Raw genomic sequence first — 22,460 nt, forward strand, 5'->3', positions numbered from 1 at the left:
GATTTAGCGCGCTTGGATCCTTTTGGGATTGGGTCGATCGCCATCTCAGGTATTGAAAAACATCATCGGAGAACGTCCTTTTTGAAGTGACGATCTCGACCTAGAGGGTTTCTTTTGGAAAACCCCAAGTTTTACCTTGCAATTGACTATATTTAACTTATTTTTTCAATACCTGACCTGGGCTTTTAGCACAAATAGGGCTGTATCTTACTTAGTTGGATGACAAGAAATGGATCGTCAACTTGAACAGACAAACAAATATGCTTCTGGCTCTTTATGGTCTCAAATTGCTTTTATCGACCCGAGTATTGACGATTATTCGGTCTTAACTGCCACGTGTGCGGCAAACATTCAAGTTATTATTTTAAATTCTAGTAAAAGTGTAGTTAGTCAGATCGATGAAGCCTTAAAAGGGGAGAATTACCTAGAAGCAATTCATCTAGTGACACATGGAAAACCGGGAGAGCTAAGATTAGGAAATCATGCCCTGAATCGGGAACAACTCGATCGCTACTCCTCCTTATTTAAGCAATGGAAAGAGCGTCATCCAGCACTTTCAATTTTACTTTATGGCTGCAACGTTGCCGCCGGAGAACGAGGCGCCCGCTTTGTCGAACGGCTGCATGAAATTACGGAGGCGGCGATCGCTGCTTCGACCCGAGCGGTCGGCTCTCACTTATTAGGGGGAAGCTGGGAGCTCGACTTCAAGATCGGCCAGCCCATCTCTGACCTAGCCTGGTCCAAAGCCGTCCGCGATCGTTACCACTTCGTGTTTTCCGACCCCTTCGCCTCAGACGACTTCAACAGCAGCAGCCTAGGGACAAACTGGACATTCATCAACCCGAGAGGAGACAGCAACTACAGCCTCACCGGAACCGGAACCAGCGACGCCTACCTAGAACTGCAAGTAGCAGGAGGAACCTCCCACGATGCTTGGAAAAGTAGCAACAACAGCGTGAGAGTCATGCAAGGGGCGGGGAACGAAGACTTTGAAACCGAAGTCAAATTCGCCAGCGAACCGAGCCAAGCCTATCAACTGCAAGGAATCCTGGTCGAACAAGACAGCAGCAACTGGTTGAGATTCGACACGTATCACAACGGAGAAAGCCTGCGCCTGTTTGCCGCGACCACGAGCAACAACAACTCGCAAGTGAGAATCGACCAAGCGATCGCCAGTGGAAGCGCCAACTACCTCAAACTCAACCGCCAAGGGGATCTGTGGAGTCTGAGTTATTCCACAGACGGACAAAATTGGAATAGCGCCGGAAGTTTCAGCCACAGCCTGACGGCGAACGCGATCGGGCCATTTGCAGGCAATGCAGGCAATTCCCCAGCATTTACCGCTCAAATCGATTACTTTTTCAACACCGCCGCGCCGATTGTCCCCGAAGACGAACCCCTACCGAATCAAGCCCCCGTCGCCAACGACGACAGCAAAACCTTAGAACCCGGGGAAGCCGTTACTGTAGCAATTTTGGACAACGACAGCGACAGCGACGGCAACTTAGACCCGAGTAGCATCGCCATTGTAGACGCGCCGAGTGCGGGAACTGTCAGCATCGACGCCAATGGGGTAGTCACCTACAGTCACGACGGGTCGGCTACCACAGCAGACAGTTTTACTTATACTGTCGCCGACGACGATGGGGACCTGTCCAATCTGGCGACAGTGAATTTAAGTATCGCCCCCAATCAAGCCCCGATCGCGAGTGATGATAGTGCAAGCGTCACCATTGGGGAAGCGGTCGATGTAGCGATTCTGGACAACGACAATGACAGCGACGGCAACTTAGACCCGAGTAGCATCGCGATTGTAGACCAACCGAGTGCGGGAACTGTCAGCATCGACGCCACGACTGGGGTAGTTACCTACAGTCACGACGGGTCGGCTACCACAGCAGACAGTTTTACTTATACTGTCGCCGACGACGACACCGCCGTTTCCAATCTGGCGACGGTGAATGTGAGTATCCAGGAACAGGCGATCGCCTTCGCCTCAGACGACTTCAACAGCAGCAGCCTAGGGACAAACTGGACATTCATCAACCCGAGAGGAGACAGCAACTACAGCCTCACCGGAACCGGAACCAGCGACGCCTACCTAGAACTGCAAGTAGCAGGAGGAACCTCCCACGATGCTTGGAAAAGCAGCAACAACAGCGTGAGAGTCATGCAAGGGGCGGGGAACGAAGACTTTGAAACCGAAGTCAAATTCGCCAGCGAACCGAGCCAAGCCTATCAACTGCAAGGAATCCTGGTCGAACAAGACAGTAGCAACTGGTTGAGATTCGACACCTATCACGACGGAGAAAGCCTGCGCCTATTCGCCGCGACCACGAGCAACAACAACTCGCAAGTGAGAATCGACCAAGCGATCGCCAGTGGAAGCGCCAACTACCTCAAACTCAACCGCCAAGGGGATCTGTGGAGTCTGAGTTATTCCACAGACGGACAAAATTGGAATAGCGCCGGAAGTTTCAGCCACAGCCTGACGGCGAACGCGATCGGGCCATTTGCAGGCAATGCAGGCAATTCCCCAGCATTTACCGCTCAAATCGATTACTTTTTCAACACCGCCGCGCCGATTGTCCCCGAAGACGAACCCCTACCGAATCAAGCCCCCGTCGCCAACGACGACAGCAAAACCTTAGAACCCGGGGAAGCCGTTACTGTAGCGATTCTGGACAACGACAGCGACAGCGACGGCAACTTAGACCCGAGTAGCATCGCGATTGTAGACCAACCGAGTGCGGGAAGCGTCAGCATCGACGCCACGACTGGGGTAGTCACCTACAGTCACGACGGGTCGGCTACCACAGCAGACAGTTTTACTTATACGATCGCCGACGACGATGGGGACCTGTCCAATCTGGCGACAGTGAATTTAAGTATCGCCCCCAATCAAGCCCCGATCGCGAGTGATGATAGTGCAAGCGTCACCATTGGGGAAGCCGTTACTGTAGCAATTTTGGACAACGACAGCGACAGCGACGGCAACTTAGACCCGAGTAGCATCGCGATTGTAGACCAACCGAGTGCGGGAACTGTCAGCATCGACGCCACGACTGGGGTAGTTACTTACAGTCACGACGGGTCGGCTACCACAGCAGACAGTTTTACTTATACGGTCGCCGACGACGATGGGGACGTTTCCAATCTGGCGACGGTGAATTTAAGTATCCAGGAACCGAACTTAGGAACGCCAATTATTGATGTTTGGTATGGATTAAACCAAGCGTTCGGTCAAATTGGTCAGCCGCAAACCTGGGTCAACCTGTTAGGAAATGTCAGCGATCCCGATGGGATTGCTTCGTTAAGCTACCAACTCAACGGCGGATCGAATATTCCTTTATCCCTCGGACCGGACGATCGCCGCTTGCAAAATCCGGGTGATTTCAATGTTGACATTGCTTACAGCGATTTAGACGGGTCTGTAACGGACGATTTCGTGACAATTTTCGCGACAGACACCCTGGGGAACACCTCCACTCAAACGGTGAGTGTGGATTACGAATCCGGTCAGGTGTGGCCCGAACCTTATGCGATCGATTGGAGTGCGGTATCGAACCTTCAAGATGCGGTTCAGGTGGTCGATGGGTTGTGGCATTTAGAAGGGGATACGGTTCGCACGAGCATACAGGGATACGATCGCCTCCTCGCCATTGGCGAAACGACTTGGGACGATTACGAAGTCACCGTACCCGTGACGGTCAACAGTACGGATTTACCGAGTAATGCGACCGAGGCGGGGGTCGGCATCATGATGCGCTGGACGGGGCATACGGACGATCCGGTGCCTAACTGGCAGCCGAAATCGGGCTGGAATCCCCTCGGGGCCTTGGGATGGTTTTATAAAGAACGGCTGGAAATTACGGGGAATTACTTAAAGACCCTGAGTGAAGCCCCCTTCACTCTCCAAGAAGGGGTCACCTACAACTTCAAGATGAGGGCTGAAGGCAATAATTACAAGTTGAAGGTGTGGGACGCCAATCAGGCGGAACCGACGAACTGGAGTTTACAAGGAGAAGGAAGTTCTTCCGATCCTCAACATGGATCGATCGTGTTGGTGGCTCACCATTACGATGTCAGTTTTGGCGATGTCAATATTACCCCTGTGGGAACGGGTTCGCCGACTCAACAAGCCCCGATCGCCAATAATGATAGTACGACGGTGGCGATCGCGGGTTCGACGACTATCGATGTTTTAGGCAACGATAGCGATAGCGATGGGGTGTTACTCCCGCAAAGTTTGGAAATCGTTGACGCGCCTTTGTACGGGGCGATCGCGATCGATGAGAATGGGGTTGTGAGTTACACCCACGACGGTTCGGGAACGACGGAAGATAGTTTTAGCTATCGAGTCAGTGACGATGACGGGCTGTTCTCGAATACGGCGCAGGTGGCGATCGCGATCGAGCAAAATCCGACCCCCAACCTAACCATCGTCGAGTCCAACAACAGTACGATCGTCGGAGAAGACGGCACCACGGACAGTTACACTCTCGTGTTGACGACCCAACCGACCGACGACGTCACCGTTACCCTCACTCCGGACGCCCAACTGAGTGCCCAACCGTCGAGTGCGATCTTCACGCCGCAGAACTGGAATGTCGCGCAAGCGGTGAGTTTGGCTGCGGTAGACGATACCCTGGTTCAGGGCGATCGCCTCGTGTCCCTGTCCCACGCGATCGCCAGTAACGACCCGGCGTATGACAACCTCGCCGTTGCCGATCTCGATGTTGAAATCGTCGATGACGATACCCCCCCCACTCCCGTCTATTCGGAAGTTCGCATCAACGCCGGAGGCAGTGCGTACACCGACGGTTCCGGTCAAACTTGGCTGGCGGATACCTACTTTAACGGCGGCGATACCTACACCTCTTACGCGGCCAAAATTCAAGGAACGAGCGACACATCCCTGTATAAAACCGAGCGCTGGGGTGACAATTTTGGCTATAACATTCCCGTGGAAAACGGCGTTTACGACGTTAACTTAGGGTTTGTCGAAAGCTACTACCAACAAGCCGGACAGCGTATTTCCGATATTTTTGCCGAAGGCGAATTAGCCATCGACGATCTCGATATTTGGACGGAAGCGGGAGGGGCAAAAGACAAACTGGTGATGAAAACCATCGAAGATGTGGCCGTGACCGATGGTTATTTAGATCTCAACTTAGTTTCCAGTGTCAGTTATGGCAATATCCAATCGATCGAAATCGTCCAACCGGAAGATCCGGTCGTTGTGGAAGGAGGAAAAAGCGATCGCTACGTGTTAGTTTTGCCCTCTCAACCGACCGAAAATGTCACGGTCGATATCGGTACGGGCGATCGCACCGATGTCGATCTAACCAGCGTTACGTTTACCCCGACGGACTGGAACGTTCCGCGAGAAATTAACATTTTTGCCGTTGACGATACTGTAGTTCAAGGTAGTGAAACCGATTCGATTACCCATCAAATTACTAGCACCGATCCGGTTTATAGCAGTTACCAAATTGCCGATATCGCCGTCAACGTTGTCGATAATGACATCCCCATCCGCATCAATGCAGGAGGCGAAAATTATACGGATACCTTTGGCCGCAAGTGGTCTGCAGATAATAGCTTTGTGGCGGGAACCGCTTACACCTCGGAACGACTCGTCGGCGTTACGCCAGATACGCTGCTCGATCGCACCGAACGTTACGGGACCGACTTTTCTTATGCGATCGCCGTAGAAAATGGCACTTACGATCTCAATTTAAGTTTTATCGAAAACTTCTTTAACCAAGCCGGAGGAAGGGTTTTTGATATTACCGTAGAAGGTCAATTAATCTTCGATAATTTCGATGTCTGGACTGAAGTCGGGATGGATACCTTGTTAATCAAGACAATCGAAGATATTCAAGTCAGTGATGGGGTTCTCGATGTTAACTTCAAGTCCAGTGCCAGCAATGCCTTTATTCAAGGAATTGAAGTTTTAGCTGCCGGAACGGGACAAAACAATTTAGTTTCAGGAGGATTTGGCAACAACAAAATTTTCGGCGTCGATCCGACGATCGCCGACCCCGGACGGGGTGAAATTGACGAACTCACCGGACTTGGCGGATACGACACTTTTATGTTAGGAGATGCGACAACAGCTTACTACGACGATGGCATCGATTTAGAAAGTGGGCTGCAAGATTACGCCGTCATTAAGGACTTTTCTCCTCAATCCGACGTGATTCGCTTGCATGGTACCGCCAGTGACTATCAATTAGGAAATTCGCCGGAAGGATTGCCGACCGGAACCGCAATTTTCCGTCAGACTAGCGCCGAAGCCGAACTCATTGCTATTATCGAAAACGAAACGAATCTCAATTTGGCATCGAGCGCGTTTCAATTCGTATAAACGAGTACAAATCCGAACCGATCGCGCCTCAATTCTCGCTATTTTAAGGTTGGGGACAGTTCCTCAAGTTTCATGGCGCGATCGGCTTCAACTTTTTTTAACATTTTCGGCGTTTCAAGCTTCCGTTTTTGAGCAAGTTTAGCAAAACTAGGAATTTAAGATGACTCAAACGAAAATCAGCACCGATCTCTACTCTGGCGATCGCCGGATCGAACAGACTTGTCCGAATTGCGGTCATTCCCATTTATCGACCTTTTACGAAGTCAAACAGGTTCCCGTTCACAGTTGTTTGATGATGCCCAATGAGGCAGAAGCCTTGAATTTTCCTTGTGGGGATGTCCTGCTCGCTTTTTGCGATCGGTGTGGGTTTATTACCAATTTAAAATTTGACTCGAAGTGGTCGGCTTACGCTCCCAATTACGAAGATCAACAAAGCTTTTCGCCAACCTTTAATAAATTTGCCATTCAGCTCGCAGATCGCCTGATTGAAAAATACGATTTACATAACAAAAACATCCTCGAAATCGGCTGTAGTAAAGGCGATTTTCTGATTTTACTTTGCGAACGTGGCAACAACCGAGGGGTGGGAATCGATCCGAGCGTGGTTCCCGGACGAGTGCAAAGTGAAGCCGCCGATCGCATTACGTTCATTCAAGATTACTACCAGGAAAAACACGCCGAGTATGTCGGCGATTTCATTTGCTGTCGCCACACCCTCGAACACATTCAACCAACCTCTGAATTTATTAAAATCGTTCGGCGCTCGATCGGCGATCGCACCGATATTCCCGTATTTTTTGAGATTCCCGATACCGTTCGCGTCCTCAAAGAACTCGCTTTTGAAGATATTTATTACGAGCATTGTTCCTATTTCACCCCGGGTTCTCTCGCCCGACTCTTTCGTAATTCCGGTTTCGAGGTCACCGATTTGTATCGAGATTACGGCGATCAATATTTAATGATTGAAGCTTTACCCATTGCCGAATCAAAATCGGAAAAAGTTCATCCTTTTGAAGAGAGTCTAGAGGAACTCACCCAACAAGTCCAATATTTTGCCAGTCACATTCAAGAAAAACTTGATATTTGGCGCGATCGCCTGTCGCAACTGCAAGCAGAAAATAAAAAAGTAGTAGTCTGGGGATCGGGTTCCAAATGTGTCGCCTTTCTGACAACTTTAGACACCTTAGATAAGATTCAGTACGTCGTCGATATCAATCCCCACCGACACGGTAAATTCATTCCAGGCGTGGGCAAATCGATCGTCTCTCCAGAGTTTTTAAAAGACTATCAACCCGATGCGATCGTGGTGATGAATGCTATTTATTGCAATGAAATTCAAGAAATGCTAGATCGTATGGGAGTTCGTGCCGAACTGATGGCCTTATAGCAATTGGCGCTGTCATGAGGTACAAGAGGCGAAGATCCCCCCAACCCCCCTTAAAAAGGGGGGCAGTGAAAGTCCCCCTTTTTAAGGGGGATTTAGGGGGATCGAAATGTACCGCCCAACAGCGAAAACTGCTGTATAACGATCGAGATTTAGGCGATCGCCCCTCCCGTTTGTTGTAGACATTGGCTGAAGAATGCAATATCCAATTTACTTTTACATCCCTAAATCCTGTTGGCCTGAAACCATTCCGGAAGATGTCGATCGCCATTGGGATATGTTTATTGTAGGGCCGTACAATTGGACGTTGCAAACTTATTGCCGCCTAAAAAGTTATGGATTTGGATGCGAACTGGTCGATCGAATGCCATCAAAGGGGATTGTTTTTACCCACCGGGATTATTTAGATGATGGTTTTCAGCCCAGTTCGCACCTCCTTTTAGTCTGTCTACAAGCCGATCGCTTTCCCCATCCTTACGCACAAATTCACATCGTACAAAATCCCAAACAAGTTGTAACAAGATCCAACAAGTTTGGGAGTAAATATTTTCTACCCCACTGGCCCCAACCCGGATTAATTCCACGGGATCCCAACCGGGGCGATCGATTTGAAAATCTGGGATATTTTGGGGTTGAAAAACAACTGGCTCCCGAACTTTTAGAGCCTTCTTATCAAGAAAAGTTAAATCAACTCGGCTTGAAAAACTGCACCATCAACACCGAACATACAAACCAGCAATATCGCTGGAATGATTATTCACAAATCGATTTATTTGTGGCCGTTCGTAGTTTTAGAAAACGGGAAGAATATCTTCGCAAACCCGCTACCAAACTGTACGGAGCTTGGCACGCAGGAGTCCCCGCCATTCTCGGATATGAGTCCGCTTATCGGGCCGAACGTCAGAGCGAACTCGACTATATCGAGGTAGCTTCTGTAAAAGAATTGTTGACGGCGATCGAGCGATTGCGAGATGATTTACCATGGCGCAAAGCCATCATTGAAAATGGCAAACAAAGAGCCAAAGAAACCGAACCCACACATCTCACCGAACGTTGGATCGAGGCGATCGAAACTGTTGCTATTCCCATGTACGAAGCCTGGTGTTCGGAGTCGGAATCTGCCAGACAGCAATTTTTCAAAAATAATTATTTAACTTTGATTCAAAACAAAATAGAAAGGAGTGCTAAAGAAATCAGTAGTAAAGCTGGAAATTTAATTCAAAGACTTAAAATCTCTTAAAAGATCGGTCATTCAGGATAGTGTTATGAGTTGCGATCGCCTCCCTCGCTTAATTGTTGGCTTACCTGTTTACAACGGCGATGATTTTTTAGAAGACTCTTTAAAAGGGTTACTATCACAAACCTATACAGATTTTAAACTCGTTATTTCCGATAACGGTTCTACAGATAAAACCCAACAAATTTGTCAGAACTATGCCGCCCAAGATTCGCGAATTGACTACCACCGTCATGAGGTCAATCGGGGGGCAGCATGGAATTATAACTATGCCTTTGAAGTCGATCGAAGTGAATATTTTAAATGGGCAGCCCACGACGATATTTGTCAACCCGAATATCTCGAACGTTGCGTGGAAATCCTCGACCGCTATCCCTCTGTCGTCCTCGCTTATCCCCGAACTCGTTTCATCGACGAACGAGGGGAATTGATTCGACCGGAGTATACTGACGACTTAAATTTAAGACAATCCAAACCCCATCAACGCTACGGTCAATATTTAGATGTTCTCTATCGTAGCGGTCCGCAAGGCTGTTCTAAAATTAGTCCAATTTGGGGAGTAATGAGAACGGAAATTTTACGAAAAACTCCTTTAATTGGCAACTACAATGCATCGGATTTAACCTTATTGAGCGAACTTGCTCTCTGGGGGGAATTTTTTGAAATTCCCGAATACCTATTTCTCCGACGAGAACATGCAGGACAATCCGTTAAAGCTCATCGGAGTGCGTCCGAACGGGCCGCTTGGTTCGACCCTACGAATAAGCGCGTAACCCTACCAACTTGGGAACGTTTCGGTCACTTTCTTCGGGCGATCGATCGCGTAAATTTAAGCTGGAGTGAAAAAGTCTTATGTTATTTAGAATTGCGAAGATGGTTGTTGTTTTCTCCGATGGGATGGAGGAAAATGGGACGAGAAGTTAAAATGTCACTTCTGGATTATTTAGAATATCAAAAACGACGCAATACCGCAAATATCAAAAATTAAATTGACGGCGATCGCTTAAAAGGCTTTGAAATCTTTTTGAAATCTTTTTGAAACCTTTTTGAAATCCTTTTGAAATATCCGTATCCAATCAACTAGATCCTAGATCGGCGATCGCCCTCAACTTTTGAAAAGTTTCATTTAATTTCATTTAATTTCATTTAATTTTCAGTGATAACAAACGAGGTAAGCATCAATGTACGACTTTACAATTATTGGGGGTGGCATTGTCGGACTTTCTGCCGCCCTCCATTTAACCCAAAGTTACCCAAATGCCAAGATTCTCGTCCTCGAAAAAGAGGGAGAATGGGCATTTCATCAAACGGGAAATAATAGCGGGGTCATTCACTCAGGAATTTATTATAAACCCGGTAGTTTCAAAGCGAAATTCTGCCGCGACGGTCAACGTTCCATGGTCGAATTTTGCCAAAAACACGGCATCAATTACGAAATTTGCGGTAAAGTCATCGTCGCGACCGAAGCCAAAGAATTGCCATTGTTAGACAAACTTTACCAACGGGGTTTAGACAATGGCATTCCCGTTGCTAAAATTTCCGGGGAAGAAGTGAAAGAGATCGAACCTTACGTCAATTGTTTGGCGGGGATTCGGGTCGAATCGACGGGAATTGTAGACTATCGCGGCGTCTGTCAAAAGTATGTCGAATTAGTTGAAAATTGGGGCGGGGAATTGCGCCTCAATACTAAAGTTGAGGAGATCCAGCATCGAAGCGGGGAATTAGTTATCGAGACGAATGGGGGTGAATTTTCGACGCGGTTCGCGATTAATTGTGCGGGACTGCACAGCGATCGCATCGCCCTTTTGGAAGGGGTCGATCCCCAAGCTAAAATCATTCCCTTTCGCGGTGAATATTACGAATTAAAGCCAGAAAAACGATATTTAGTTAAAAACCTCATTTATCCCGTTCCCAACCCTGATTTTCCCTTCCTCGGGGTTCACTTCACCCGGGCGATTGACGGGTCGGTTCACGCCGGACCGAATGCGGTACTCAGTTTCAAACGGGAAGGGTATCGAAAAACCGATTTTGACTGGCAAGATTTTGTCGAAATTATGACTTATCCGGGATTGTGGAAACTGGCGGCAAAATATGGCAATGAAGGGGTGAAAGAAATTGTGCGATCGCTGAGTAAAACTGTTTTCGTTCGCAGTTTGCAACGGTTAATTCCGGAAGTTCAGGCGGATGATGTGATTCCAACTCATGCGGGAGTTCGGGCCCAAGCTTTGATGAATGATGGGATGTTGGTCGATGATTTTTTAATCGTCGATGGAGAACGGGCGATGCATGTTTGTAACGCCCCTTCTCCGGCGGCGACGGCTTCTTTAGAAATCGGAAAAGCGATCGCCGATCGCGTCCGAGACCGTCTCGGAATGTCCAATGAAATCCGTTTATCGGTATAAATAAACTTGAAATGAAGCTGATGCGCGATCGCCCCCAACTTAATTGGAATCATAGACTAGAAAAAGCGGCTTTACCAATTTTTATTGGTGGCTTTCTTTTCGTGGCGATCGCCACTTTATTTCCTTTCGATTTTTACCTACCCGATCGCTTCTCACTGCCAAATTTATTAGACAGCTTTCATTTAGCCCCTTCTCGACAAACGGCATTTAAAGATTTAGTTGAAAATTTAATCTTATTTCTACCCCTAGGATTCGGCGCGAGTGGGTTACTAGCAAAAACCCAGTTAAACCCTCGCATTCAGTTGAGTTTAATCTTAATTTGTAGTGCTTTTTTCTCGTCTACTATTGAAACATTGCAAGCCTTTTTACCCTCACGACATCCCACGGGAACGGACATTTTAACCAACACGATCGGATCGGGGTTGGGCTATTTTACATTTTGCCATTGGCGATTTCAATTAGCGCAGGCGATCGCCCGAATCCTGCGTCGAATTCAGCGAGGAAGTACGGTTAAAAATTTAAGTTTTATTTATTGGGGATATTTTCTAATTATTTTAATCATCTCCAGTGCAGTTCAGACGACTACCAATCTGAGCAACTGGAATACAGATTATCCCTTAATTATTGGCAATGAAGCGACGGGCGATCGCCCGTGGAACGGTTCAATCTCTCAATTAGCGATCGCCGATCGCACGTTGTCCGAACCAGAAATCAATACCCTATTTCAACAAGAATCTAAATTCTCACTCAATTCATCATCTTGGCTAATTTCTTATCAGTTCGATCGCCCCAATCCCTGGCAAAGTCGCGATGAAATTTTACTGCCCTTGTTGACTCCATCAAAATCATTAAAGCCCGAAAAAGACGGAGTGTTAAACTTGAATCCCGATCGCTGGCTGCAAACAGAAAGATCGGCGAAAAACTTGATAAAAATTCTCCGTCAACAACATCAGTTTAGCTTGATGTTGACTTTAGCCACTCTCGAAGATCGACAAAGTGGCCCGGCGCGCATTGTTTCCCTATCAAAAACGCCTTTTGAGCGCAATTTAACCCTGGGACAAGAAGAAAACGATTTGGTATTTCGGTTGCGAACGCCAATCACCGGACGGAATGGAATGAATCCGGAATTTGTCGTTCCTAACTTTTTTAGCGATCGCCAATTTCATCGCTTACTGATCGCTTACGATGGCGCAAATTTAGCGTTTTATCGCGATCGCCCAACGCCTTTATCTGAAATTCGTTTAACTCCAGATTTTATTTTATTTCGCTATTTATTATTAAATTTTGAAGAGTCAGTTTTACGCTTAGATGCACCAAATGCGATCGTTTATTGCATTTTCTATTACAGTGTAGTTTTTATTCCTCTGGGAAGTTTAGCAGCAATTATCGGATATTTACGATTTCGCGATCGCCCTTGGATAGCTCGTTTGCTGATTTTTTTGGGAACAATTTTGCCGGGGTTTTTGCTGGAATTGCTGTTAAGTCGCATTCGCGGAACTGCGATGGCGGGCGATCGCCTGTTGTGGAGTTGGGCGATCGCGAGTTTAGCGGTTTGGGGAGTGATGAGATATGTTAGAGTGCGCTCCCTTAACACTGATTAAATCTCTTAAAAACAGGAGATTGAAGTTAAATTAAGTTCGATCGATGACCTTTAATAAAAACCAGGAAAAATAGTCATGAATTCTAACAATAATAAACACGAGTGTCAGGTATGCGGTCAAGCTGAATTGGAACCCTTTTTCAAAATGCTAGAGGTTCCAATTTACTGTAATTTATTATGGTCGCAACGGGAAGGGGCGATCGCCTGTCCGAAAGGAGATATTGAATTAGCATTTTGTCCAAATTGCGGGTTTATTTACAATACCTCATTTAACCCGGAACAGTTGGACTATTCCCAAGAATATGAAAATTCGCTGCACTATTCTCCCCGGTTTCAACAATATGCGGACGATCTGGCAAAACGGCTGATTCAACAGTACGATTTGCACGGCAAAGATATTATCGAAGTTGGCAGTGGTAAGGGCGATTTTCTCGTCGCTTTATGTCAATTTGGCGACAATCGAGGGGTCGGGTTCGATCCGACTTACATCCCGCGATCGGAACATCATCCAATGGCGGAGAAAGTGACTTTTGTCTGCGATTATTATTCAGAAAAATATCGAGAGTATCAAGCCGATTTAATTTGCTGTCGCCATACCTTAGAACACGTTCCCGATCCGAATCGCTTGTTAAACTCCCTACGGGCGGCAATCGGCGATCGCCTGGATACGGCGGTATTTTTTGAAGTTCCCAATGCCTTACATACGTTCCAAAATTTAGCCGTTTGGGATATTATTTACGAGCATTGCGGTTATTTTTCTCCTGCATCTTTAACCCACAGTTTTATCGCGTCTGGATTTACTGTTAAAGCAGTTGAAGAAACCTTTGAAAGCCAGTTTTTGACCTTAGATGCGTTACCGACCGATGGAAACGGATCGGTTGGGGAGAAAAACGGCGCGGAAGTTACCAGTTTAGCGCGCGATCTTGCAGAATTTAAGAACAAGTTCGATAAGTTAGTCGCAACTTGGCAGGAAAAATTAGGGGCGATCGCCGAAACAGGAAAAAAGGCGGTGGTTTGGGGTGCCGGATCGAAGGGAGTGACCTTTTTAAATATTCTCAAAGCTCATGAGGCGATCGCCTATATTGTCGATATCAATCCCCGCAAGCAGGGAATGTACGTTCCGGGAACGGGTCAGCCGATCGTTGCGCCGGAATTTCTCAAGGAATATCAGCCAGATTTAGTGATTGTAATGAATCCGATTTATCAGGCAGAAATTAGCGAGCAGGTGGCGAGTTTTGGCGTTAATGCAGAAGTAATCTCTGTTTGACGACCCGATTCGCCCCTCCAACTGACGAGGGCGCCTTCCCCGGCGTGTCAGCAAATCGTGAAAATTTATGAATTTTTGTAAAATTTGCTATACCTGGGGAAGTGGACTCAACAATCCAGGAGCGAACATGACCATCGAACTGTATCAATTTGAAGTGTCGCAATATAGCGAGAAAGTCCGGCTAATTCTGGATTACAAGGGGTTGGACTATCGCAAAATCGAGGTCACTCCCGGGGTGGGACAGCTCGAAATTTATCAGATGTCGGGTCAGCGACAAGTCCCGGTGATTAAGGACGGTAACCGGGTGGTTGCGGATTCGACGGCGATCGCCAAATATTTAGATGAAACCTATCCAGATCGCCCGTTAATTCCAACTGCCCCGAAATCTCGCGCCCTGACGCTGATGATGGAAGAATGGGCCGACGAGTCGATTGGCGCCAAAAGTCGCCTGCTGCTGTTTAGCGGGTTGAAAGACCAAAGCTTCCGCAGTGCGCTGTTACCGCCGAATACGCCGGAATTGGTCAAAAACTTGGTCGAAGCGGTCCCCTCGGAGGTGTTGCAGGCGGTTGGATTTGGCATTGGTGCCAGTCCGGAAGCGGTACAAGCGGCGGAAACGGCTATTCAGCAGGATTTAGAGGCCCTTTGCTTGTTGTTGCAAGACAGCCCCTATTTAACCGGGGATACGCCGACGCTGGCTGATTTTAGCGTGGCTGGTTTGTCGATGTTGTTGAAATTCCCGGAAGGAAACTATCTGGATTTACCGGAACAATTGCAGGGTAAAGGGGTGCCGGGAATTGCGGACAATCCGCTATACGAAACCTTTTTCACCTGGCGCGATCGCCTGTACGCCGAGTATCGTCAACCGCGCATTCCGACGACGACGGCCCAGGCGGGACAACCGACTTCAATTAATATTGAATAATTGTTAATAGGTTGTAAAAATATGGGTTTTAGGGACGCGATATTGCCGTGTCCCTAACCTCGTCTCTCTCATGATTTTTGAAAAAGGTTACAGCATTTTCCTCGGCTATGCAAAACATTTAGATCCCCCTAAATCCCCCTTAAAAAGGGAAACTTTCCTCCTTCGCCCCCCTTTGAAAGGGGGGTTGGGGGGGATAAAGAGATCGGCACTGTACTTCATCAGACGCGCGAGTGCTGTATAATTTTTCTCAAAAGCTATTGTTAACATGGATATTCAATCGCATCAAAGAGTTAACGATATTTTACTCGCCCCTTTAGAAAGACCGTTATTGCAGTGGTTTGCCGCGCGGATGCCACTTTGGGTTACTCCGGATCGGTTAACGGGAATTGGGCTGTTAGGGGCGCTGTCGATCGGTGCGAGTTATGGGGCGACCCAGTGGAATTCTAACTTTTTGTGGTTGGCGAATGTGGGTTTTTTCCTCAATTGGTTTGGGGACGGTTTGGACGGAACTTTAGCGCGATATCGCCGCATCGAACGACCGAAATATGGTTTTTTTGTGGATCATACGGTGGATGCGATCGCCCAACTGGCGATCGTTTTGGGGTTGGGATGCTCGCCCTATTTCACCTTTTCGATCGCCTGTTTGGGATTAATCGGTTATTTGTTAATGTCGATTCTGGTTTACGTCCGCACTTGTGTCGATGGCGTTTTCCAAATTTCTTACGGTAAAATTGGACCGACGGAAGTGCGGTTGCTGCTTGTTATTTTAAATGTCATTATTTATTTTGTCGGTTCGGTAACGATCGCCCTACCCTTTGCGACAATTTCTGTTTACGATTTCTTGGCTTTGACTGTGGCGATCGCCCTGATTTTAACCTTTATCATTTCCAGCTTTCGCTACGCTCGCATCCTGGCCAAAATCGATCCGTAATTCCGCGTTTTTTTGCTCTTGCTTGTTCCAAGGGAGCCGCTTCGCGAACAGATCTGCGTCTCCCTAGGGGAATCGGCGCAATTTTTATCTAGAATCGAACCAGCAAAAGCACTCGCAAAAGCACTCGCAAAAGCACTCGCAAAAGCACTCGCAAAAGCACTCGCAAAAGCACTCGCAAAAGCACTCGTCAAAGCACAATGACAAACAAATCTAAAAACAGGCGATCGATCGCCCGGGTTGCCACGGTTTGCGCGCTCCTCTTGCTACTCGGTTCGCCCTGGGGGGCGATCGCCCGCGCCGAGACCCCAGAACTGCCCGAAGCCGTTGCCCGTGCCGTTCTCGCCGATCTCAGCCGGGAAACCGAGATCCCCGAAAACGCCCTCACGATCGTCGCCGCCGAGCGCGAAACCTGGCCCGACGGCTGCCTCGGCTTAGCCGAACCCGATCGCTTCTGCACTCAAGCCCTCGTTTCCGGGTGGGAAGTGAGCATTCGCAGCGCACGACGAGAGTGGACGTATCGCACGGACGATACCGGAGCGGCGGTCAAACTCGATCGGGGCCATCAACTCAAATCTCGCTCCAGACAAGCGACATAGCGTTTAATATTCGTGAGAATATCGGCGATCGCGCCGAGGAGGGGCGTCACTTGGGAGCCGTCCTCCTCCGCCGCTCGCCGTTCCAACCCCTCGGCGATTTCGGGCATTTTCCGCAAGCCGATCGTCGCCGCACCCCCTTTAATTTGGTGAGCCAATTGGCACAGAGTTTGCCAATCCGACGCCTCAAACGCCACTTGAGCCTGTTCGACCTCCAATTGTGTATCTTCCAAAAAAGTTTGCAGCACTTCGATTTGAAACTGGCGATCGTTTTGGGTAATTTGTTCGAGCCATTCGAGATCGAAAATTTGCTCGGGTTCGAGGGTGTCGCAAGCTAGATCCGGATTCGCCACAGGAAGCTGAGGCGTCTCGGGGATCGTTCGCGCCTGAATCGCGGCGGTCCAGTCGAGTAGAACCCGGGTGAGATCTTCGAGGCTGACAGGTTTGCTCAGATAGTCGTCCATCCCCGCCGCCAAACATTTCTCACGATCGCCCTTGAGCGCGTAAGCCGTCAAACCGATCACGATCGTGTGGCGGTCGTTCCCCTCTTGTTGGCGGATGCGCCGCGTGGTTTCGTAACCGTCGAGAACGGGCATTTGACAGTCCATCAACACCAAATCGTACTCCTGCTCGGCCATGCGATCGAGGGCTTCTTGCCCGTTATTCGCACAATCGGCTTGATAGCCCAACACTTTAAGCTGATTGAGACTGACTTTTTGATTGATCGGCGTATCTTCCACCAGCAAAATTTTCAACCGTGGATGCTGACCGAAAGACGCGCTCGGGGTTGTTGGCGAGGGGTGCGAACTCCTAGAGCCGCGATCCGCCCCCGCCTCGCGAGCGCCATTCTCCTGACTCGCTTGGAGTTGCCGAGCGAACGCGAACGGAGACTCCGAGGCGATCGCCCGCACCAGACAATCGAACAGCCGCGACGCTTTCACGGGTTTGGTCACGTAATCGCGAGCGCCGAGATCGAGTAATACTTGGGCATCCTGAAGCCGATTAAACGGCGTCAGCAACACCCATTTCGTTTCCGAAGAAGGAATTTCCACCCCGAGTAAGTCCATAGAGGGGCCTTCTGGGATCTGCACGTCGAGCAACACGACGTCAAACGGGCGATTTTGCGATCGCGCCTGATTCAAAGTTGGCAGCAACATCCAGGCGCGATCGATCGGCGTCACCTCCATCCCCCAATTGTTCCCCAAGCGGGCGATCGCCTGACGCACCACAGCCCGTTCGCTCGCCACTAACAAGCGCAAACCTGCTAACGTCGTTACCGACGGTTCGGAAGCCCCCACAGTCGGACTGGCGGTCCCTGGGGCGATCGGAATTTCAAACCAAAAACAACTCCCCTCACCCGGCGTACTTTCGACCCCGATCTCCCCTCCCATCAACTCCACCAATTGCTTGCAAATCGCCAACCCCAAACCCGTTCCGCCGTGTTTTTTCGTCGTCGAGCCGTCCACTTGGGAGAACGATTGGAACAACTTGCCTTGTGCTTCGGCGTCGATGCCAATTCCCGTATCGCGCACCACAAAGCGCAGCCAGGGGGTCGCCTCGGTATCCGCCTCGCTGTCAGTTTCACCTTCATCGAGAGCCTCCCCAGGGGCTACGCCGGAGCATCTGCACTGGAGAATCGCGCTGACTTCCACCGCCACCTCGCCGCATTCGGTAAATTTAATCCCATTGCCGATTAAATTGGTCAACACCTGACGCAGGCGCGAGGCATCGGCGCGGATGTATTGAGGAACCTGGGGGTCTACCGAGAGGACTAATTCTAAATTTTTGTTCTGCGCTTGCAGGGCGAGTAAATCGAGAATTTGTTCCAAACAAGTGACTAAGTTAAACTCAGTGACCTCCAAACTCATCTCTCCGGCTTCGAGTTTGGAAAAATCGAGAATGTCGTTAATTAAATCGAGTAAATTTTGACCGCTTATCTTCAAAGTCTGCACGAAATCTTGCTGTTCGGGACTGAGTTGAGTTCGCAACAACAAATCCGTCATCCCCAACACCCCATTCATCGGGGTGCGGATTTCGTGACTCATATTCGCCAAAAATAGAGATTTGAGCCGGGAGGCTTCTAAAGCCGCTTCTCGGGAGGCTTGAGAGAGTTCGAACAGGGTCGATTGTTGGATGGCGATCGCCAGATGGACGCTCAACTGGGAGAGCAGGTCGATTTCAAACTGACTCCAGCAGCGCGACCCGCGACATTCGTGAGCGATCAGCAAGCCCCACAATTGGGAAGCTTCTTCCTCCGGGACATCGTCTTGCACCCGGCTCGAATCTTGATGGATGATAATCGGGACGACGAGATGGGCTTGCACTTGTAACGATCGCAGAAAGCGGACGCGATCCTCGTCGAAATTGGCGGTATCGATGTTATCGATCGCCGCAATTTGACCGCTCCGGTAGAGGGCGAAATCGGGATTGTTGGCGGGATTGTCTTCGAGATCGCGACCTAACAACGGCATCCATCCCGGCGCCACGGATTCGATCGCCACCGATCCGGTGCCGTCGTCTTCAAAACGGTAGACCACGGCGCGATCGGTTTCGAGTAACTGGCGCACCTCTTCGACGGCGGTACTGAGCGTTTGAGTGAGATTGAGCGACTGGCGCACGCGCTGGGCGATCGCAAACACCAGACGCTCGCGGTTGAACAGTTCGCGCAGTTGTTGTTCCGAGTGGCGCAGGGCCAATTCCGCCTGTTTGCGCGCCGTAATGTCGCCGACGATCGCGATCGCGTACTTCGGCTCCCCGAGCGGATCGCGGGTGAGCGAAATCGTCAGATTCACCCAGACATACTGCCCGTCGTGACGTAACAAACGCTGCTCGACGGCGTAACTGTGAATCTCCCCGGCGAGCATTTGCAAGTTATACTCGATTTCCATCGCCAAATCGTCGGGATGGGCGATATCGGTAAAGGTGCGCGTTTTTAATTCCCATTCCGAATAGCCCAAAATCTTGCACAATCCCGGATTGACCTTGACGAACTGACCCTCGGGCCACATTTGGGCAATACCGACCGCCGCATTTTCAAAGATGGCGCGGAAGCGTTCCTCACTTTCTTGCAGGGCCATTTCCGCCTGCTTGCGATCGCTCAAATCGATCGCCGTCCCCAACACCCGCTCGACCTCCCCGGTTTCCGGATGGCGTCGGGCCTCGCCTTTGCCGTTGAGATAGCGAATTTGGCCGTTAGAACGGGTCACGCGAAAGTCAATTTCAAAAGAATTTCCGGCGGTGAGGGCGTTGTCGATCCGTTCTTGCCAGCTTTGGCGATCGTCCGGATGAATTTTCTGCTGCAGGTCGCTCAAACTCGGTTGGCGTCCGTGACGGTCCCATCCGAGAATCCGCAGCATTTCCTCGGAACAAAATAAGTCCCCAGTTTTAGCATCGAATTCCCAATTGCCGATATGGGCGATCCGTTGGGCTTCTTGTAAGTTCTCGGTCAGTCGTCGCGCCGCCGCTTCCGCCGCTTTGCGATCGTCGATATCCTTGTGAGTCCCCGTAATGCGGACCGGACGCAATCTCGCCTCCGGTTCCGCCCGAGTTCCGGCGCGCTCCACCACTTTGCCGTGAGAGAGGATCCATTTCCAGTTACCCGCTTTGGTTCGCATTCGGAATTCGACCTCGTAGAGGGGGGTTTCGCCGCGCAAGTGGCGATCGAGGGCGAGTTTGGCGGAGGGAAAGTCTTCCGGATGGATGAGGCGGTCCCAGGTTTCGGCTTCGTTGGGGAGTTCTTCGACGTTGTAACCGAGGATCTGCTTCCAGTTGGGATCGAAATAGACCTGTCCGGTCACCAGGTTCCAGTCCCACAAGCCCAAACCGCTCGCTTCTAAGGCCAGTTGGAGGCGTTCTTGACTAATTTTGAGGGCTTGTTCGGCGCGTTTGCGATCGGTCACGTCGATGGTGACGGCGAGAATTCGGTTGAGGTGGCCCGATTCGTCCCGTTCGGCGACGGCGGAGAATAAAATATCGGCGAGTTGACCGTCGTGCTTGCACAGTTGCAGGGAGATGTCTTTGACGCTTCCAGTTTGGAGGCAGGTGGGGATCGCCCGTTCGTTGAGGCGATCGCGCGATGCGGGGGTGAAGAACTCGGCGGCGGGCCTGCCGATCGCCTCTTCCCGGCGGTATCCGGTGAATTCGACCCAGTAATCGCTGACACTGACGATCCGTAAGGCGGCGTCGGTGGAGTAGAGCATCACCGGGGTACGATTATATAAAGAGCGATAACATTGTTCGCTCTCGCGCAGGGCTTGTTCCGCTTGTTGTCGTTCCAGTTCCGCCGCGACCCGGGCGGCAAAAATTTTGAAAATCGAGGTGCGACTCGGATCGTCGGGCATCGGCTGGGTGTCGAAAACCGCCAGATGGCCTCGCACGCCCCCGTCCGAGTCGAGCAGGGGCAGGGCGAGCAAGCTGACCGCGCCCCAACGGGTCGCGAGTTCGGCGTCGGGAAAGGGCAACCCCCGAGGAGATTCTCCCCAGTAGAGCGGTTTCCCGGCTTCGAGGGCGTCGTAGGGGCGCGCGGCGAGGTCGTACTCGAACGGCTCTCCCCAGCGATCGCCCTGCCAAAAAGCGAGGGTGCGCGCCCGGGTTCCGGCTTCGTCGCATTGACTGACGAAGGCGTAGCGCACGTTGAGAACTTCCGCGAGCGATCGCGTGCAGGTCCGAAAAAAGTCTCCCCCGACGGGCGAGGCGGTGCCTTCGGCGATCGACGCGAGAGCCGCTTCTCGTTGTTTGCGTTCGGTGATATCTTTACCGATCGTAAGAACGCAACGTCGTCCCTGAAGTTCGATTGTTTCGATAGACAGCAATCCCGTTCGCAACTCGCCGGACTTCGTGCGATAAGTTAGTTCGAGATGCCCCGCGCCGTCGTTTTGGCTCCCGTCCCCCGCCAACCCCCGACCGACGGCGACCCCCGCATTCTCGCCGACAAATAAATTCAGTTCTCCCGGCGTGCGCCCGATGACTTCCTCGCGTCCGTACCCGGAAAACTGGCAAAAACTATCGTTAATCTCGAGATAGCGCGCGTCGAGTAAAGAGGCGTCCGGGTCGGGTAATTGGGCCAGGGCGATCGCGTCCGGAGAGGCGCGAAAGGCTTTGAGAAACTTTTCTTGCGCTTCCCGTCGGGTGCGGATCTCCTCTTGCAAGCGGGCATTTTGAGCTTCGAGTTGCTTTTGCAGCGATCGCAGGCGCAATTGATTTTCAATGCGAGCGACGACTTCTTCGATCTCGAACGGTTTGGTAACGTAATCCGCTCCCCCCAAAGAAAACGCCTTGACTTTATCAAAAACTTCGTGCAACGCACTGATAAAAATTACCGGGATTTCGCGCGTACTTTCATCCTCTTTTAATTGCTTGCAGACCTCGTAGCCGTCGAGGCGCGGCATCATAATATCGAGCAGAATCAAGTCTGGTGGCAAGGATCGAGCCGCTCTCAGGGCGATCGCGCCGTCGGGTGCCGGACGAACTTTATAACCCCGCTTCGAGAGCATGTGACTCAACAGATGCAAGTTGGCGGGATTGTCGTCCACCACTAATAAATTACCCTTGCATTCAGAATTTGATTCGCCAATCATCTCAATCTTATGGGGTAGAGATTTATATTGTTATTGTGCCCAAATTGTTAGCAGGTCGAGAGCGACGAGCTTTTCCCTTGGATCCCAAATTGCCTCCTGAACCTCGAAGCTGACACGGGACGTGCTACCCCGATGCGCTCGAACGAGCCCAGGCGCCCGAGGGTCGAAGCGGGCG

General features: G+C 50.2%; 11 protein-coding genes. 10 read left to right on the forward strand and 1 reads right to left on the reverse strand.

Translation table 11 applies throughout. The features are described 5' to 3' along the window. Positions 1-229: 229 nt before the first annotated feature. The 10 genes from HCG48_RS03425 (at position 230) to HCG48_RS03470 (ending at position 16,712) form a co-directional block, all read left to right on the forward strand. Entirely contained in the window at positions 230-6,373 is a 6,144-nt protein-coding gene (locus HCG48_RS03425) for a cadherin-like domain-containing protein (protein WP_168567903.1), read from the forward strand. A 160-nt stretch (positions 6,374-6,533) separates the two neighbouring features. Beyond that, the gene (locus tag HCG48_RS03430; protein ID WP_168567904.1) at positions 6,534-7,760 is read left to right on the forward strand and encodes a class I SAM-dependent methyltransferase; all 1,227 of its coding nucleotides are present in this window, start codon (positions 6,534-6,536) and stop codon (positions 7,758-7,760) included. 193 nt (positions 7,761-7,953) lie between these two features. Then, the gene (locus tag HCG48_RS03435) at positions 7,954-8,997 is read left to right on the forward strand and encodes a glycosyltransferase (protein WP_210437161.1); all 1,044 of its coding nucleotides are present in this window, start codon (positions 7,954-7,956) and stop codon (positions 8,995-8,997) included. A gap of 25 nt (positions 8,998-9,022) precedes the next feature. After that, positions 9,023-9,982 (forward strand): glycosyltransferase family 2 protein, encoded by a 960-nt coding sequence (locus tag HCG48_RS03440; RefSeq protein ID WP_168567905.1) that lies wholly within the window; start codon positions 9,023-9,025, stop codon positions 9,980-9,982. A gap of 193 nt (positions 9,983-10,175) precedes the next feature. Beyond that, positions 10,176-11,396, forward strand: coding sequence for an L-2-hydroxyglutarate dehydrogenase (lhgD, locus tag HCG48_RS03445; protein WP_168567906.1), 1,221 nt, complete (start codon positions 10,176-10,178; stop codon positions 11,394-11,396). 11 nt (positions 11,397-11,407) lie between these two features. Continuing rightward, a complete protein-coding gene (locus tag HCG48_RS03450; protein WP_168567907.1) occupies positions 11,408-12,997 on the forward strand; it encodes a VanZ family protein in 1,590 nt (529 codons plus the stop codon). A 75-nt stretch (positions 12,998-13,072) separates the two neighbouring features. After that, the gene (locus HCG48_RS03455) at positions 13,073-14,263 is read left to right on the forward strand and encodes a class I SAM-dependent methyltransferase (RefSeq protein WP_168567908.1); all 1,191 of its coding nucleotides are present in this window, start codon (positions 13,073-13,075) and stop codon (positions 14,261-14,263) included. A 67-nt stretch (positions 14,264-14,330) separates the two neighbouring features. Then, positions 14,331-15,185 (forward strand): glutathione S-transferase family protein, encoded by an 855-nt coding sequence (locus HCG48_RS03460; RefSeq protein WP_320415768.1) that lies wholly within the window; start codon positions 14,331-14,333, stop codon positions 15,183-15,185. A 265-nt stretch (positions 15,186-15,450) separates the two neighbouring features. After that, complete coding sequence (locus HCG48_RS03465) at positions 15,451-16,116, forward strand: CDP-alcohol phosphatidyltransferase family protein (RefSeq protein ID WP_168567909.1); 666 nt, start codon at positions 15,451-15,453, stop codon at positions 16,114-16,116. 197 nt (positions 16,117-16,313) lie between these two features. Then, positions 16,314-16,712, forward strand: a complete 399-nt coding sequence (locus tag HCG48_RS03470) for a DUF8738 domain-containing protein (protein ID WP_168567910.1) — start codon at positions 16,314-16,316, stop codon at positions 16,710-16,712. Here the strand turns inward: HCG48_RS03470 and HCG48_RS03475 are convergent. Beyond that, positions 16,679-22,285: a PAS domain S-box protein gene (locus tag HCG48_RS03475; protein ID WP_168567911.1), complete on the reverse strand. Its 5,607-nt coding sequence runs from the start codon at positions 22,283-22,285 to the stop codon at positions 16,679-16,681. The genes HCG48_RS03470 and HCG48_RS03475 overlap by 34 nt on opposite strands. Between the last annotated feature and the right edge of the window lie 175 nt (positions 22,286-22,460).

The sequence above is a fragment of the Oxynema aestuarii AP17 genome (assembly GCF_012295525.1).
Classification (GTDB): Bacteria; Cyanobacteriota; Cyanobacteriia; order Cyanobacteriales; family Laspinemataceae; genus Oxynema; species Oxynema aestuarii.